General features: G+C 71.2%; 13 protein-coding genes, 1 tRNA gene and 1 pseudogene. 8 read left to right on the top strand and 7 right to left on the bottom strand.

The genetic code is table 11. The annotated features are described in order from the left end of the window. Nucleotides 1–88 precede the first annotated feature (88 nt). Genes ACFQMF_RS00190 through ACFQMF_RS00170 form a run of 5 tightly spaced genes read left to right on the top strand, consistent with a single transcriptional unit; the run spans nucleotide 89 to nucleotide 6,146 of the window. Nucleotides 89–1,777 (top strand): ABC transporter substrate-binding protein, encoded by a 1,689-nt coding sequence (locus tag ACFQMF_RS00190; RefSeq protein ID WP_256407882.1) that lies wholly within the window; start codon nucleotides 89–91, stop codon nucleotides 1,775–1,777. Continuing rightward, complete coding sequence (locus ACFQMF_RS00185) at nucleotides 1,777–2,733, top strand: ABC transporter permease (RefSeq protein WP_256407883.1); 957 nt, start codon at nucleotides 1,777–1,779, stop codon at nucleotides 2,731–2,733. Before ACFQMF_RS00190 ends, ACFQMF_RS00185 begins: the two co-directional genes overlap by 1 nt. After that, a complete protein-coding gene (locus ACFQMF_RS00180; protein ID WP_256407884.1) occupies nucleotides 2,730–3,725 on the top strand; it encodes an ABC transporter permease in 996 nt (331 codons plus the stop codon). The genes ACFQMF_RS00185 and ACFQMF_RS00180 overlap by 4 nt, the downstream gene beginning before the upstream one ends. Before the next feature lies 1 nt (nucleotide 3,726). Continuing rightward, entirely contained in the window at nucleotides 3,727–4,764 is a 1,038-nt protein-coding gene (locus ACFQMF_RS00175; RefSeq protein ID WP_256407885.1) for an ABC transporter ATP-binding protein, read from the top strand. Further along, on the top strand, nucleotides 4,761–6,146 hold the full coding sequence (locus tag ACFQMF_RS00170; protein ID WP_379791364.1) for an ABC transporter ATP-binding protein: 1,386 nt from the start codon (nucleotides 4,761–4,763) through the stop codon (nucleotides 6,144–6,146). The genes ACFQMF_RS00175 and ACFQMF_RS00170 overlap by 4 nt, the downstream gene beginning before the upstream one ends. A 49-nt stretch (nucleotides 6,147–6,195) precedes the next feature. Here the strand turns inward: ACFQMF_RS00170 and ACFQMF_RS00165 are convergent, their stop codons facing one another. Further along, entirely contained in the window at nucleotides 6,196–7,254 is a 1,059-nt protein-coding gene (locus ACFQMF_RS00165) for a zinc-dependent metalloprotease (RefSeq protein WP_256407887.1), read from the bottom strand. A gap of 74 nt (nucleotides 7,255–7,328) precedes the next feature. After that, on the bottom strand, nucleotides 7,329–7,628 hold the full coding sequence (locus tag ACFQMF_RS00160; protein WP_256407888.1) for a hypothetical protein: 300 nt from the start codon (nucleotides 7,626–7,628) through the stop codon (nucleotides 7,329–7,331). Between the two features lie 129 nt (nucleotides 7,629–7,757). On the opposite strand from ACFQMF_RS00160, the gene ACFQMF_RS00155 reads away from it, so the two are divergent. Next, entirely contained in the window at nucleotides 7,758–8,822 is a 1,065-nt protein-coding gene (locus ACFQMF_RS00155; protein WP_256407889.1) for a M20/M25/M40 family metallo-hydrolase, read from the top strand. A gap of 120 nt (nucleotides 8,823–8,942) precedes the next feature. Beyond that, nucleotides 8,943–9,017 (top strand) — tRNA-Glu (locus ACFQMF_RS00150). Between the two features lie 75 nt (nucleotides 9,018–9,092). On the opposite strand, the gene ACFQMF_RS00145 is transcribed toward ACFQMF_RS00150, so the two are convergent. From ACFQMF_RS00145 to dgoD, 5 genes and pseudogenes are all read right to left on the bottom strand, one after another. After that, on the bottom strand, nucleotides 9,093–10,256 hold the full coding sequence (locus ACFQMF_RS00145) for a hypothetical protein (protein ID WP_256407890.1): 1,164 nt from the start codon (nucleotides 10,254–10,256) through the stop codon (nucleotides 9,093–9,095). A gap of 118 nt (nucleotides 10,257–10,374) precedes the next feature. Beyond that, nucleotides 10,375–10,779 carry a helix-turn-helix domain-containing protein gene (locus ACFQMF_RS00140; protein WP_256407891.1) on the bottom strand — a complete coding sequence of 135 codons (405 nt, stop codon included), beginning with the start codon at nucleotides 10,777–10,779 and terminating at the stop codon, nucleotides 10,375–10,377. A gap of 161 nt (nucleotides 10,780–10,940) precedes the next feature. Further along, a pseudogene (locus ACFQMF_RS00135) lies at nucleotides 10,941–11,270 on the bottom strand (inorganic phosphate transporter); the annotation flags it as partial. Beyond that, the gene (locus ACFQMF_RS00130) at nucleotides 11,271–12,083 is read right to left on the bottom strand and encodes an SDR family NAD(P)-dependent oxidoreductase (protein WP_256407892.1); all 813 of its coding nucleotides are present in this window, start codon (nucleotides 12,081–12,083) and stop codon (nucleotides 11,271–11,273) included. Between the two features lie 62 nt (nucleotides 12,084–12,145). Continuing rightward, complete coding sequence (dgoD, locus tag ACFQMF_RS00125; RefSeq protein WP_256407893.1) at nucleotides 12,146–13,300, bottom strand: galactonate dehydratase; 1,155 nt, start codon at nucleotides 13,298–13,300, stop codon at nucleotides 12,146–12,148. A gap of 195 nt (nucleotides 13,301–13,495) precedes the next feature. Between dgoD and ACFQMF_RS00120 the strand changes: the two genes are divergently transcribed. Then, on the top strand, nucleotides 13,496–14,137 hold the full coding sequence (locus ACFQMF_RS00120; protein ID WP_256407894.1) for a bifunctional 4-hydroxy-2-oxoglutarate aldolase/2-dehydro-3-deoxy-phosphogluconate aldolase: 642 nt from the start codon (nucleotides 13,496–13,498) through the stop codon (nucleotides 14,135–14,137). Nucleotides 14,138–14,210 lie beyond the last annotated feature (73 nt).

Below are 14,210 nucleotides of genomic sequence, written 5' to 3'. Positions count from 1 at the left end.
CACGCGGGCCGCCGACGCGCGCTAACGACCGTGAGATACGGATATATCCGGCGTCAGGATTAACAGGATCCGCTCGGTACCGTTTCCCATGTCACCCGATGACAACGAATTCGAGAACGCCGTCGAGGGCCCGGTGGTCGACCGGCGAACCACGCTGTCGCTGCTCAGCGCCGCGGGGCTGGGCGGCCTCGCGGGCTGCGCCGGCGGCGGCGGCGACGGCGGAGACGGGGGCGACGGCGGCGACGGCGGAGGCGGAGAGGACGGCTCGGACGGCTCCTCGGGGAGCCAGGAGATCTCCACGGGCGGCCGGCTGCAGGCCGGCTGGTTCACCGGGAGCATCGACACGCTCGACCCGCCGTACATCAGCGTCGGCCAGTACTTCCAGCTGGCCGCGAACGTGTTCAGCGGCCTGACCAAGCTCGGGCCGGACCTCCAGATCGAGGGCGACCTCGCGGAGGACTGGTCGGTCGCCGACGGCGGTGCGACGTTCACCTTCACCCTCCGGGACGACGTCACGTTCCACAACGGGACCGAGTTCAGCGCGGACGACGTGGAGTACACGATCCGGCGGACCATCGAGGAGGAGGCCCCGGCGGCGTCGAAGCTGTCGAGCCTCCAGCCGATCGACGAGGGCGGCGTCGAGGTCGGCGGCGACTACGAGGTGACGATCCGCTGGGAGCAGCCCAACGTGACCTCGCTGGTGTACCTCACCCGCGGCCCGGGCCGCGCGGCGACCATCGTCAGTCAGGAGGCCATCGAGGAGATGGGCGCGGACCAGTACAACGTCACCCCGGTCGGGACCGGGCCGTTCGAGGTAACGGGCCACGAGGTCGGTAACAGCGTCACGCTCGACGCCTACGACGACTACTTCGAGACCGACGAGAACGGCAATCAGCTCCCCTACCTCGACGGTATCGATGTCCAGCCGATCCCGGAGCCGTCCTCCATCGTGAACGCCCTCCGGAGCGGGGACATCCAGTTCGCGAACCTGCTCCCCTTACAGAACCTCGACCAGCTCGGGAACGACGCCGAGGCCAACACCGACGTGGCGCCGGGCATCAACTGGTACGGCCTCGCGATGAACGAGGAGCGGGAGCCGTTCGGCGACCGCCAGGCGCGACGCGGTATCGCGAAGGTCATCGACAACGAGCGCTTCGTCGAGACCGCGTACTTCGGCAACGCGCTGCCCGACACGGGCGTGCTGAACAGGGGGACCGGATGGGTCTGGCGCGAGGACAAGCCGGGCGACCAGGACTACGCGCCCGAGGAGGGACAGCAGCTGCTCGAAGAGTCCGGGGCCGCCGGCGCCAGCTTCTCGATCCTGGCCAACGAGGGCGGCACCCGGGAGGCGGAGGCGATGCGCCAGCAGCTCAACGAGGCCGGGTTCGACGTCGACATCGAGCAGGTCACCAGCTCGACGTACTGGACGCGCTACGAGGAGGGCGACTACGACACCACGATCGCCGGCAGCATCATCGACCCTGACCCGGAGCAGTCGCTGTGGAACTTCTACCGGCTGCCCGACGAGGGGGGCGTCTGGAACTGGGTCCGGTACGAGAACGAGGAGGTCCACAACCTGCTCGCCCAACAGCGGGCCGAGACCGACCGCGAGGCGCGTCGTGACCTGCTGTGGGAGATCGAGGACACGCTCATCGCGGACGTCCCGCACGCCTTCCTGGTGCACCAGGACGACATCGCCGGGGTCCGCGAGGAGGTGGGCGGGTTCAACCACCTCTCCGGACTCCGGAACTTCCACACCGTGTACCTGAACGAGTGATGTGGCGGTACATAGCGAAGCGCACCGGCCACGCGTTCTTCGTGATGTGGCTCGTGGCGACGACGGTGTTCGTCGGCCTGCGGTCGGTGCCGGGCGGGCCGGTCCGGGCGATGCTCGGCCAGGAGGCGACGCCGGAGGCGGTCGCGAGCCTCCGCGCCGAACTCGGCCTCGACCAGCCGCTGTACGTCCAGTACGTCGAGTGGTTCTCGGAGATGCTGGTCGGCGACTTCGGACAGAGCATCACGTCGAGCGAGTCCGTGGCGGGGCTCATCGCGGCGGCGGCCCCGCGGACGCTCTCGATCGCCGCCTTCGGCGTGGTGCTCGGGCTCGCCGTCGCGATCCCCGCCGGGATCATCGGGGCGACGAAGCGGAACCAGCTGCAGGACTACGTCGCGACGATCGGCGCGTTCATCGGGATCTCGATGCCGGCGTTCTTCGTCGGCATCCTGCTGGCCATCGTCTTCGGCGTGCAGCTCGGGTGGTTCCCCGTGGTCGGCTACACCCCGATCTCGGAGGGGGTCGTCCCGTGGCTGCGCAGCATCTTCCTCCCGGGCGTCGCGGTCGGGCTGCCGTACGCGGCGGGCGTCACGCGGATGATGCGGTCCTCGCTCATCGAGACGCTCGACGAGCAGTACATGCGGACGGCGGTCGCGAAGGGGGTTAGCTCGCGGATCCGACTGTACAAGCACGCGCTCCAGAACGCGCTGATCCCGGTCGTCACGATCGCGGGGATCCAGCTGGCGCTCATCCTCGGCGGGAGCGTCACCGTGGAGATCGTCTTCGGCATCCAGGGGCTGGGTCGGCTCCTCGTGAACTCGATCCTCGAACGCAACTACCCCGTGACGCAGATGACGATCCTGCTCATCGCGGGCATCTTCGTCTTCATGAACCTACTCGTCGACATCGCGTACACGGCGATCGATCCGCGGATCCGATACGGAGGAGAGCAGTCATGAGTGATAAGAACGCGGGTACTCCGGAGTTCGCGCGGCACGCCGGCGAGTTCGGTCCGGGCGAGGTCCCCGACGAGTACCACACCGAAGAGGCGGTCGAAGAGTACACGACGACGCGCGAGCGGATCGTCCGCGTCCTGAAGCGGGACAAGCTCGCGCTCCTGGGCGCGCTGGTCGTCGTCGGGTTCGTGCTGACGGCGGCGTTCGCGCCGTACGTCGCCCCGCACGGCCCGGAGGAGCAGTTCGGCTTCATGCAGGAGCCGATGAGCGAGTCGACCGGCGACTTCGACGGCGACGGACAGCGGGAGACCGTGACGCATTACCTCGGGACCGACTCGTTCGGCTACGACATCCTGACGCGGATCATGTACGGGGCGCAGATATCCCTCTTGGTGGCGTTCGCGACCGTCGCGTTCGCGTTCACCGTCGGGACGGCGCTCGGGACGCTCGCCGGCTTCTACGGCGGGAAGATCGACTCGGTGATCATGCGCGGGATCGACTTCATCTGGGCGTTCCCGACGATCATTCTCGGCGTCGGGATCATCGCCGTGATGGGGGGGTTGGGCTGGCTCAACGTCGTGATCGCCATCGGGATCGCGTTCATCGACGACTTCGCCCGCATTGTGCGCGGTGAGGTGCTCTCCATCCGGCAGGAGGAGTACATCACGGCCGCGCAGGCGGTCGGGATGAGCGACGTCCGGGTGATGTTCAAGGAGATACTGCCGAACGCGGTGTCGCCGATCATCGTCCAGGCGACGCTCATGATCCCGCTGGCCATCCTCGGCGAGGCCGCCCTGTCGTTCCTCGGGCTGGGGGTGAAGCCGACGACCCCGACGTGGGGGCTCCTGATCTCGGACGGCCGGCAGTTCATCTCGCAGGCGTGGTGGATCTCGGTGATGCCGGGGCTGGCGATCATGACCGTCGTGCTGGCGTTCAACACGCTCGGAGACGGGCTCAGGGACGCGTTCGACATCTCCGAGAGCGAGGTGAGCTGAGATGTCGACGCCGGTCCTCTCGGTCGACGACCTCCGGACGCAGTTCCCGACGGACCGCGGCGTCGTCCGCGCCGTGGACGGGGTCAGCCTGTCCATCGAACCCGGCGAGATCGTCGGGCTCGTCGGGGAGTCCGGGTCGGGGAAGAGCGTCCTCGCGGAGAGCGTGCTCGGCATCGTCGAGGAGCCGGGCGAGATCGCGGGCGGCGACATCCGCTTCGACGGGGAGTCGCTGCTGGAGATGACCGACGAACAGCGGCAGTCGATCCGGGGCGGGCGGATGTCGATGATCTTCCAGGACCCGATGAACAGCCTCAACCCGACGCTGACGGTCGGCGAGCAGATCGCCGAGACGGTGCGGCTCCACCAGGACACCGGCGAGTCCGTCACGCTGTCGGCCGAGCTGAAACGCAAGATCGTCGGGGCCGCGAAGAACGGGGAGGCGTGGCGGCGCGCGATCGAGATGCTCGAGTCCGTGCAGATCCCCGAACCGGAGGCCCGGGCCGACGACTTCCCGCACCAGTTCTCCGGCGGGATGCGGCAGCGCGCGATGATCGCCATGGCGCTCGCCTGCGAGCCCGACCTCGTCATCGCGGACGAGCCGACGACGGCGCTGGACGTCACGATCCAGGCGCAGATCCTCGAAGAGCTCGAAGACCTGAAAGACGAGTTCGACACCGCGATCCTTCTGATCACGCACGATCTCGCCGTCGTCGCCGAGACCTGCGACCGGGTCAACGTCATGTACGCCGGGGAGATCGTCGAGCGGGCGGAGACGCGGGAGCTGTTCTCCAGCCCGGAGCACCCGTACACGCAGGGGCTCATCGCGAGCACGCCGCAGCTGGAGAACCCGGACGCCACGCTGGAGCCGATCGAGGGGAACGTCCCGGACCTGATAGACATCGAGTACGCGTGCCACTTCGCGCCCCGCTGTCCCGAGGCGGAGCGGGAGTGCTTCGAGCGCGCCCCGGAGTTCCGGTCGGTCGGCGACGACCACGAGGCCGCCTGCCTCCGTCGCGGTCCGGCGGGTGATCGGTTATGAGCCGCGAGACGATGACCGACGCCCCGGCCGACGCGTCGGAGAAGGCGGGGGTCGCGACCGACGTGGTCTTGGAGACGGAGGGGCTGAAGAAGCACTTCGACCAGAGCGACGGGTTCCTCGATCGGCTGTTGAACGCCGGGCAGTCGGTGAAGGCCGTCGACGGGGTCGACCTGGAGCTCCGGGCGGGGGAGACGCTGGCCGTCGTCGGCGAGTCGGGGTGCGGGAAGTCGACGCTCGGCCGGACGCTGTTGAACCTCCACGAGCCGACCGAGGGGACGGTGCGGTTCCGGGGCGAGGAGATCGGCGGCCTCTCCGACCGCGAGATGCGGCCGTACCGGTCGGAGATCCAGATGGTGTTCCAGGACCCGCTGGCGTCGCTCAACCCCCGACAGACCGTCGGGGACATCGTGACCGCCCCGATGGAGGTCCACGGGATCGGCGACTCCGACGCGGACCGGACGGAGCGGGCGAAGGAGCTCCTCGAACGGGTCGGGCTCAAGCCGTCGTACATCGACCGCTACCCGGGCCAGTTCTCCGGGGGGCAACAGCAGCGGGTCGGCATCGCCCGGGCGCTGGCCGTCGAGCCGGACGTCATCGTCGCCGACGAGCCCGTGAGCGCGCTCGACGTCTCCGTGCAGGCGCAGATACTCAACCTCCTGAAAAACCTCCAGTCCGAGCTGGGGCTGTCGCTCGTCCTGATCGCGCACGACCTCTCCGTGATCCGGCAGGTCGCGAGCCGGGTCGCGGTGATGTACTTGGGGAAGATCGTGGAGACCGCGCCGGTCCGGGAGCTGTTCGAGGAGCCGAAACACCCGTACACGAAGAGCCTCCTCTCCGCGGTCCCGCGGATCGACCCGTCGGCGCGGACCGACCGCGTGGTGCTCCGCGGGACGGTCCCCTCGCCGATCGACCCGCCGTCGGGCTGCCGGTTCCACACCCGGTGTCCGGCCGTGATCCCGGGCGACGACTGGAGCGGGAGCCAGGCGGCGTTCCGGCGCGCCTTCACCTTCCAGACCCGCGTTGAGGGCGGCGACGTCGACGTGGACGCCGTCCGTCGACAGATGGAGGGCGCCGAGGGGGGGTCCGCGAGCGACGAGGCGGTCGCCGAGCGGATCGTGGAGACGACGCTGCCGGGGGAGCCGCGCTCGCTGCCCGACGACGCCGCCGAGCGGATACGGGAGGCCGCGCGCCTGCTCGTGGACGGCGACGCGGACGCCGCCGACCGGACGCTCGGGGAGCTGTGCTTGTCGCCGTGCGCCGACGACGAGCCCGCGCGGGTGGACACGGGCGACGACAGGTGGGCGGCCTGCCACCGCGTCGACCCGGAGCACGACGCCTCCGTCGAACCGATGGAGGGGACCGGAGCGGGCTCGTCCGGCTGAATCGCCCCGGCTCGAAGGGCGTCGGCCGCGTTTCGGAGTCGATCCGGGTTCAGGGGTCGACCCGCGTCAGCCACGCCTCGGGGTCGTCGAGCTCGGCCCCGGTCGGGAGGTTCTCGGAGCGCTCCCAGACCGCGCCGGCGGCCTCGATCCCACGGGCGTCGGCGACGCGGCGGAAGAAGGCGGCGCCCCGCTCGTACTGGCGGCGCTTCATCCCCAGCCCGAGGAGGCGCTGCGCGAGCCGCCGGACCGGGCCGCCGCCCCCGCGGCGCTCGTCGAGCTTGCGCCGCAGGTCGGCGTACTCGCCGTCGAACGCGCGGTCCATCAGCACCTCCGCGTACCCCTCGACCGCGGTCATGGCGGCCTGCAGCTCGCCGAACGCCGCCGAGTCGAGCCCGCCGAGCGTCATCTCGCCCGCCGTCAGTCCCTCCACGCCGCGCTCGACGCGCGATTCGAGGTACTCCGGGAGCCACGGCGCCGCGCCGAACTCGGCCGCGTGCGTCACCTCGTGGAACGCGATCCACCGCCGGAACCGCGGGTAGTCGACGTCGAGCGACGCCGCGACGGCGACGATGTTCGGGTGGACGAAGTAGAGCCCGTGGTCGGCGTCGGGCTCGTCGGCGAGCAGCAGCGGGTCGTACTGGCCGAGGACGTTCCGCGCGAGGAAGCCGAGCGCGAACGCCATCGTCCCGGTGTTGGCGATCCGCGAGGCGTCCCGCGTGAGCGCCGCGGCCGGGTCGTCGAAGCCGTCGGCGCCGCCGGGGCCGCCGAGGCCGTCGAGAGCGCCGCCCGCCCCCGTCCCCGACTGCCCGGTCGCCGCCGCCTCGATCGGCGCCATCACGTTCCGGAACGTGTCGACGCTCGCGTCGATCCAGTGGTGGCGGTTCTGCACCTCGATCGCGTCGGGGACGTCGAACGCGATCCCAGCGACCTCGCTCAGCCGCGCCCGGGCGTCGCGGACGTCGGCGGCGTACCCCTCGCGCTCGCCGGCCGTGAGCGCGAGCGAGCCGGGGTCCGTGCTCGCCTTCGCGGCCGCCGCGGCCCGGTCCCAGTCGACGACGCCGTCGCCGGACGCCTCGGAGACCGCGCGCAGGCTTCGGAGAATGTCCATACGAACGGCAGGGCTGCGCGCCTGAAATCGCTTGCGTCGGGTCGGCGTCGCCGCCGATCGCTCGCGTCCGCCCGTCAGTCGTCGCCGGCGATCCCCGACGGGACCTCGTCGTCGCCGCGGAGTCTCGCGACGCCGACCGCGACCGCGGCGAGCGCGGCGAGCGCGAGCAGGAGGCCCGCGATCGACTTCCCTCGGCAGCCGCCGCCGGAGCCGGCGTCGCCCGCGTCGTCGCTCGCGCGGTCGCCGTTCGCGTCCGACGCCGACTCGGTGCCCGCCGCCGGCTCCTCGGCCGCGCCGAAGAGTTCGAACGGCCCGACGTCGACGTCCCCGTCGCCGAGGTGTACCTCCAACAGCGTGAACGATGAGTCGCTCATATCCCGTCGTTCGCGCGGCGACGGTTTAGGCGTGGCGGCGGCGCGGGTCGGCGGGCGCTCGCGGCTCGGGGGAGCGTTCGCAGGGCTCAGATCGGCGGTTTCTTGCCGGCCGCCCCGTCACTCCCGACCATGCACGAGAGCGGCCGGACGTTCCTCGACGACCTGCTCGCGACCGCCAGCCCCTCCGGGTTCGAGGCGGCGAGCCAGCGGGTGTGGACCGACTACGTCGGCGAGTTCGCGGACGACATCTCCGTCGACGCCTACGGCAACGCCGTCGCGGTCAGCGAGGGCGCCCCCGACGCGCCGGCGATCGCCCTGACGGGCCACGCCGACGAGATCGGATTCATCGTCCGCGACGTGCTCGACGACGGGTTCCTTCGGATCGCCCGGATCGGGGGCTCCGACCGCACCGTCTCGAAGGGCCAGCACGTCACGGTCCACGCCGACGAGCCCGTGCAGGGCGTGATCGGCCAGACCGCGATCCACCTGCGGGATCAGTCGGACGACGAGTACCAAGAGATCGCCGGGCAGTTCGTCGACGTCGGCGCGACCGATGCCGAGGAGGCCCGCGAGCACGTCGAGGTCGGCGACCCGGTCACCGTCTCGACGGAGCCGAGGGAGCTGGTCGGCGACCGGATCGCCGCCCGCGGGATCGACAACCGCACGGGGACGTGGGCGGCCGCCGAGGGGCTCCGCCGCGCGGCCGAGCGCGGCGTCGACGCGACCGTCTACGCCGTCTCCACGGTCCAGGAGGAGGTCGGGCTCCAGGGCGCTCGGATGGTCGGCGTCGACCTCGACGACGTGGACGCGTTCGTCGCCGTCGACGTCACGCACGCCACCGACAACCCCGACGTGGAGACCGAACGCCGCGGTCCGGTCGAGCTCGGCGCGGGCCCGGTGGTCGCCCGCGGGAGCGCCAACCACCCGTCGCTCGTCGCGCTCGCGCGCGACGCCGCGGCCGACGCGGGCGTCGACGTCCAACTTCAGGCGGCCGGCACGCGGACCGGCACCGACGCGGACGCGTTCTACACGGCGCGGGGCGGCGTCCCGTCGCTCAACGTCTCGATCCCGAACCGGTACATGCACACGCCCGTCGAGGTCGTCGACCTCGGCGACCTCGACGCGGTCGCCGAGCTGCTCGCCGGCGTCGCCGACGGCGCGGCCGACGCGGCCCCGTTCGCGGTCGACGTCTGAGCGCCGCCTGGCACCGCCGCGACCGGGAGCTGAGCCACGGTAAACCGGGGCACGGCGCCGTCGAAGCGGAACTGTTTTACAATCTCCTGCCGTATCTGATGACGCGTCGAACGGACGTGCGCTCTGGTGGTGTAGTCCGGCCAATCATATCACCCTCTCACGGTGATGACCTGGGTTCGAATCCCAGCCGGAGCACTTCTGTGACGACCCGACCGGTGAGCCGCCGCGCCGTTCTCGCGGTCGGCGATTCAGGGTATCTCGGAGGGTCGTCTATTCCAGATCGGCGACGATCCACGGCTTCTCGTCGGGGTCGTACTCGCTCATCGCCCCGCTGTGGCTGCGCGTCTCGGGGGCGAGGACGCCGACGTGTTTCAGCTGCTGAACGAAGTTGAAGAGGACGTTGTTACGGACCGCGTCCCTCCAGACCGACGGGTCCCGATAGAGGCGGGCGGTCTTCCCCCGCTCGATCAGCTCTCGAGCGCGAGTCGCGCCCCGCGTCGTGCAGAACGCGCTCAGGAAGACGTTCGGATACTCGCGGACCAGCCGCTCGACGAGGTCGAGGAAGTGGATCCGAGGGCCCTCCTTGCGGAGCGCGTCGAGCAGCAGGCCGAATTCCGGGTGCCTGGAAAACGAGTTCCGGAGGAGCACCGCGAGCGGCGGGTGGACCTCGGCGACCGTGCTCCGGCCGACGTCCGCCTTCGCCAGCCGGAGGTCGTCGAGTTCCTCGACCCCGTAGCCCCGGAGCACCGTCGCGGCCAACTCCCCCTGCGAGGTCAGGTCGCGGGGCGAGCCGAGCGCGAGGAGACCGAGCGTCCGCGCGCTCGCGACGGTCTCGTCACTGGCGCCGAACCCGTACTCGTCGGCAATGACGTCGACGAGCTCGTCGCGCGCGAGCGGCCCGTACCGGTCGAGGGCGACGACCGGTGCGAGGTAGTTCAGCGGCTGCGCGAGGCTCAGCGTCGTGATATCGCCGCCGAACGCGTTCCCGCGGAGCCGGACCGACAGCTGTCCCTCGATGTCGGCGACTTCCTCGGTCGACTCCGCGCTCGGCGGATCGCTCCACGATGTCTCTCCGTCGGCGTCGACGCCGATGACGCCGACCCCCTTCGACCGGAGCAGGTTCGCGTGGGTCGCCACGGCTTCGCCGTCGCCCGCGAGATAGGAGACGTGCGCGCCCTGCTGGTAGGTCATCGCCTGTCCGATGCCGCGGAGGAGGTTCCGCTCCCCCTTCACCTCGATCGCGAACACCCGGTCCGCGTCGGTGAAGCCGAGCACGTCAGGGTACCGCCCACGGATCGCGATCTCGTGGCGGCGGCACCGGTCGAGCACGTCCGCGTACGTCCCGCTGTGGGCCTCCGGCACGTGCACCAGCGGCTCGTAGTTCCGCTCGTCGAGCGCGGTCACCACGCGGTCGAACACCGCCGGCTCGTCCATGGGGGGCCGTGTGCGCCGCGGGCAATAAGCGGTTCTCCCGTCGGGCGTCGCCTCTCGGTGACTCGACTCCCGCCCGCGACGCGGTCGGTGACCGCCGAACGCGACCCGACCGCCGCCGTCAGCTCTCCGCGGCCGACGCCGATCCCTCGGTCCGGTCGTACTTCTCCTCGAACTCCTGAATGAGCTGGCCCATCTTCGCGTACCAGTCGTTGAGCATGCGCTGCATGTCGTCGGCGACCTGCTCCGGGTCGGTCGGGCGGTAGACGTGGTAGTACCCTCCCTGGTCGTAGTTCACCTGCTCCTTCTGGATGAAGCCGGCCTGGAGGAGCCGCTGCACGGCGCGGTAGGCGGTCGACCGCTCGCGGTCGACCGCGTCGCCGATCTCGTCGATCGTCAGCGGCGCCTCGGCCCGGACGAGCTCCTGAAAGACCCGCCTGTCGAGCTGTGTGAGCCCGTGGAAACACTCCAGTAACCCCTCACACGCCATGTCCCGCTGGAGCTGTTCGGACATCGAGTCTGGCATTTTACTGTCGAGTCCGTACGCGACGCGCCGTTAAAATGTTTGTGTATAGAACGCACAATTTCGCGCCAACGGGCCGGGATCGCAGAGGGGGACGCCCGCGGTCCGCGGTCGCTTCGCCGACGGTTGTCCGAGGCGAGCGCCGCGCGGTCGCCCCCGGGCGGTCACAGGAGCCCGACCGCGACGGCGTACGCGAGCGCGAACGACAGGCCGAACGACCCGGCCCACGCCCCGATCGTCACGAGGATCTTCCGCGCGTCCACCGCGTCCCGCCCGCCCACCGCGGCGCCGCTCCCGATGATCGCGCTGACGACGATCTCGTTGAACGAGACCGGCACGCCGAGCAGCACCGCCAGCTGGGCGATCAGGAACGACGGGACGAGCGCGGAGATGGAGCGCCGCGGGCCGAGCGACGAGTAGTCTTGGGCGAGCGACTTGATCATCCGCGGCGCGCCCGTCCACGACCCGGCGAGCATCCCCAGCCCGCCGCCGACTCACCCGTCCCGGCGGTAGGCGAGGTAGCGCTCGTCTTCCATCACCTGCGACCGGCCGCCGTCGACGAGGACGCTCTCGCCAGTGATGAACGTCGCGTCGTCGCTCGCGAGGAACGCCGCGAGGCCGGCCACGTCGGCGGGGGTGCCGAGGCGACCGGCCGGGTGGATCGCCTCCGTGTACCCGTAGTCGTCGCCGAGCTCCTCGCGGGTGCGGTCGATCTCGATCCAGCCCGGGTTGATCGTGTTCACCGTGATCCCGTCCGGCCCGAGCTCCAGCGCGAGCGCGCGGGTCATCCCGTTGATCCCGGCCTTCACCGCGTTGTACGGGAACAGCCCCGGCATCGTGAGGAAGGCGTGGTTCGAGGAGGTGTTGAGTATCGTCCCGCCCGGGGGCATCTCCGCGGCGGCGTGCTTCGCGCACAGCCAGTACGCCCGGAAGTCGGTCTCGACGACGAACGCCCAGTCGTCGGTCGTCGCCTCGCTCGCGGTGGTCTCGGTCTGGACGCCCGCGTTGTTCACCAGCACGTCGATCTCGCCGTACTCGGCGACGGCGTGGTCGACGAGCGCCTCGATCTCGGCCGGGTCGCGCATGTCCGCGCGGACGAACGTCGCCTCGCCGCCGGCCGCCTCGATCTCGTCCGCGACGGCGTTGCCGTCCCCGGCGGAGCGACCGGTCACGACGACCGCGGCGCCCTCGGCCGCGAAGCGACGGGCGACGCCCGCGCCGATCCCCCGGGTGGAGCCGGTGACGACGGCGACCCTGTCGGCGTGTCTCCCCTCGACCGCGTTCTCGGTCGGATCGGTCGGTGGCATACCGGGAATGGCGTCGCCGCCCGTCAAATAGTCACCGTCCGTCGGCGGGGCCGCCCGACCGCCTACCACTCCGCGACGCTCCCGTCGGCGTGGCGCCAGACCGGGTTGTGCCAGTCCACGTCCCGCTCCGCCTGCTCGCGGACGTGCGCCTCGTCGACCTCGATCCCGAGGCCGGGCGCGTCGGGGATCGCCGCGTACCCGTCCTCGTAGTCGAAGACGGACGGGTCGGCGAGGTAGTCGAGCACGTCGCTCGTCTCGTTGTAGTGGATGTCGAGGCTCTGCTCCTGGATGAAGGCGTTCGGCGCGCAGGCGTCGACCTGCAGGCAGGCGGCGAGCGCGATCGGGCCGAGCGGGCAGTGGGGCGCCAACGCCACGTCGTACGCCTCGGCCATCGCGGCGATCTTCCGCACCTCGGTGATCCCGCCCGCGTGCGAGAGGTCCGGCTGGATCACGTCGACGGCGCCGTCCTCGAAGACCTCCTTGAACTCCCACCGCGAGTACATCCGCTCGCCCGTCGCGATGGGCGCCGTCGTGTGCGCGGCGATGTCCGGGAGCGCGTCGTTGTGACCCGACAGGACGGGCTCTTCCACGAACATCGGGTCGTGCGGATCCAGCGCCGCGACGAGCCGCTTCGCCATCGGCTTCGAGACGCGGCCGTGGAAGTCGACGCCGATCCCCACCTCGTCGCCGACCGCCTCCCGGACCTCCCGCAGGCGCGTCGCGGCGGCATCGACCGTGGCGGGGTCGTCGACCCGCTCGATCTCCTCGGTGGCGTTCATCTTCAGCGCCGTGAACCCCGCCTCGACCCGCTCGCGGGCCTGTTCGGCCACGTCGGTGGGGCGGTCGCCGCCGATCCACTGGTACACCCGGATCCGGTCGCGCGCCGCGCCGCCGAGCAGGTCGTGGACGGGGACGCCGAGCTCCTTCCCCTTGATGTCCCACAGCGCCTGATCGACGCCGGCGATGGCGCTCATCAGGACCGGGCCGCCGCGGTAGAAGCCGCCGCGGTACATCGCCTGCCAGTGGTCCTCGATCCGCCCGGCCGCCTTCCCGAGCAGGTAGCTCTCGAAGAGCTCCTCGACCGCGGTCTTCACCGTCTTCGACCGCCCCTCGACGACCGGCTCGCCCCACCCGACCGTCCCCTCGTCCGTTTCCACGCGTAAGAAGAGCCACCGCGGCGGCACCTCGAACAGCTCGTAGTCGACGATCTCGCTCATTCTGATCCCGTGGCGCTACCCCGCGGGCGCCGTTAGTCGTTTCGGGCGGCAGTGGGTCTTCGGGCGACGCGGGGGGATACAGTTCGGGCGACGATGCGACCGCGCCTCGGTCGGCGGCGAGGCCGTCGGCCGCGGCGACGCGGCCCCTCGCGGCGAGCCGGCCGCTTTATGAGGACCGCCCTCCCGGGTAGTCGCATGCACGCACGACGAGTCGAGCGGATCCGCGAGGGCGGCGTGATCGCGATCCTCCGCGGCGTGGCGCCGGACGCGGCGGTCGACGTCGCGGACGCGGTCGTCGACGGCGGCGTCACGGCGCTGGAGGTGACCGCGGACACGCCGCGCGTCGCGGAGACGATCGGACGGCTCGCGGACCGGTTCGACGACGTCCTCGTCGGCGCCGGGACGGTGCTCGACGCGGAGACGGCCCGGGCCGTACAGCTCGCGGGCGCCGAGTTCCTCGTCACGCCGACCGTCGACGAGGGCGTGATCGAGACCGCGAACCGCTACGGGACGCCGGTCGCGACCGGCGCGTTCACGCCGACGGAGGCCCTCCGCGCCTACGAGGCCGGCGCCGACTTCGTGAAGGTGTTCCCCGCCGCGACGGGCGGCCCGGCGCACGTCGCGGCCCTCGGCGGGCCGCTCCCGCAGGTCCCGCTGGTGCCGACCGGCGGCGTCGGCCCGGAGAACGCCGGCGACTACGTCGAGGCGGGCGCCGTCGCCGTCGGCGTCGGCAGCGCGATCGTCGACGGCGACGCGGTCGCGAACGGGGAGTACGCGGCGATCGCCGAGAACGCGCGGCGGACGGTCGACGCGGTCGCGGCGGCCGGGGGGCGGTAGGTCGCCGAACCGGGTCACTCCCGTCGACTTGCGGTCGGCCCGCGGTCGGCCCGCGGTCTCCCCTCAGTCAATC

The organism is Halorubrum rutilum (assembly GCF_042665015.1).
GTDB lineage: Archaea > Halobacteriota > Halobacteria > Halobacteriales > Haloferacaceae > Halorubrum > Halorubrum rutilum.
The sequence above is the reverse complement of the archived record's forward strand: the minus strand, read 5'-3'. Positions and strand labels throughout refer to the sequence as shown.

Excerpts from the sequence above, each read along its gene's own strand:
- ACFQMF_RS00190 (WP_256407882.1), top strand. The coding sequence starts at position 89 with ATGTCACCCGATGACAACGAATTCGAGAACGCCGTCGAGGGCCCGGTG.
- ACFQMF_RS00185 (WP_256407883.1), top strand. The coding sequence starts at position 1,777 with ATGTGGCGGTACATAGCGAAGCGCACCGGCCACGCGTTCTTCGTGATG.
- ACFQMF_RS00180 (WP_256407884.1), top strand. The coding sequence starts at position 2,730 with ATGAGTGATAAGAACGCGGGTACTCCGGAGTTCGCGCGGCACGCCGGC.
- ACFQMF_RS00175 (WP_256407885.1), top strand. The coding sequence starts at position 3,727 with ATGTCGACGCCGGTCCTCTCGGTCGACGACCTCCGGACGCAGTTCCCG.
- ACFQMF_RS00170 (WP_379791364.1), top strand. The coding sequence starts at position 4,761 with ATGAGCCGCGAGACGATGACCGACGCCCCGGCCGACGCGTCGGAGAAG.
- ACFQMF_RS00165 (WP_256407887.1), bottom strand. The coding sequence starts at position 7,254 with ATGGACATTCTCCGAAGCCTGCGCGCGGTCTCCGAGGCGTCCGGCGAC.
- ACFQMF_RS00160 (WP_256407888.1), bottom strand. The coding sequence starts at position 7,628 with ATGAGCGACTCATCGTTCACGCTGTTGGAGGTACACCTCGGCGACGGG.
- ACFQMF_RS00155 (WP_256407889.1), top strand. The coding sequence starts at position 7,758 with ATGCACGAGAGCGGCCGGACGTTCCTCGACGACCTGCTCGCGACCGCC.
- ACFQMF_RS00145 (WP_256407890.1), bottom strand. The coding sequence starts at position 10,256 with ATGGACGAGCCGGCGGTGTTCGACCGCGTGGTGACCGCGCTCGACGAG.
- ACFQMF_RS00140 (WP_256407891.1), bottom strand. The coding sequence starts at position 10,779 with ATGCCAGACTCGATGTCCGAACAGCTCCAGCGGGACATGGCGTGTGAG.
- ACFQMF_RS00130 (WP_256407892.1), bottom strand. The coding sequence starts at position 12,083 with ATGCCACCGACCGATCCGACCGAGAACGCGGTCGAGGGGAGACACGCC.
- dgoD (WP_256407893.1), bottom strand. The coding sequence starts at position 13,300 with ATGAGCGAGATCGTCGACTACGAGCTGTTCGAGGTGCCGCCGCGGTGG.
- ACFQMF_RS00120 (WP_256407894.1), top strand. The coding sequence starts at position 13,496 with ATGCACGCACGACGAGTCGAGCGGATCCGCGAGGGCGGCGTGATCGCG.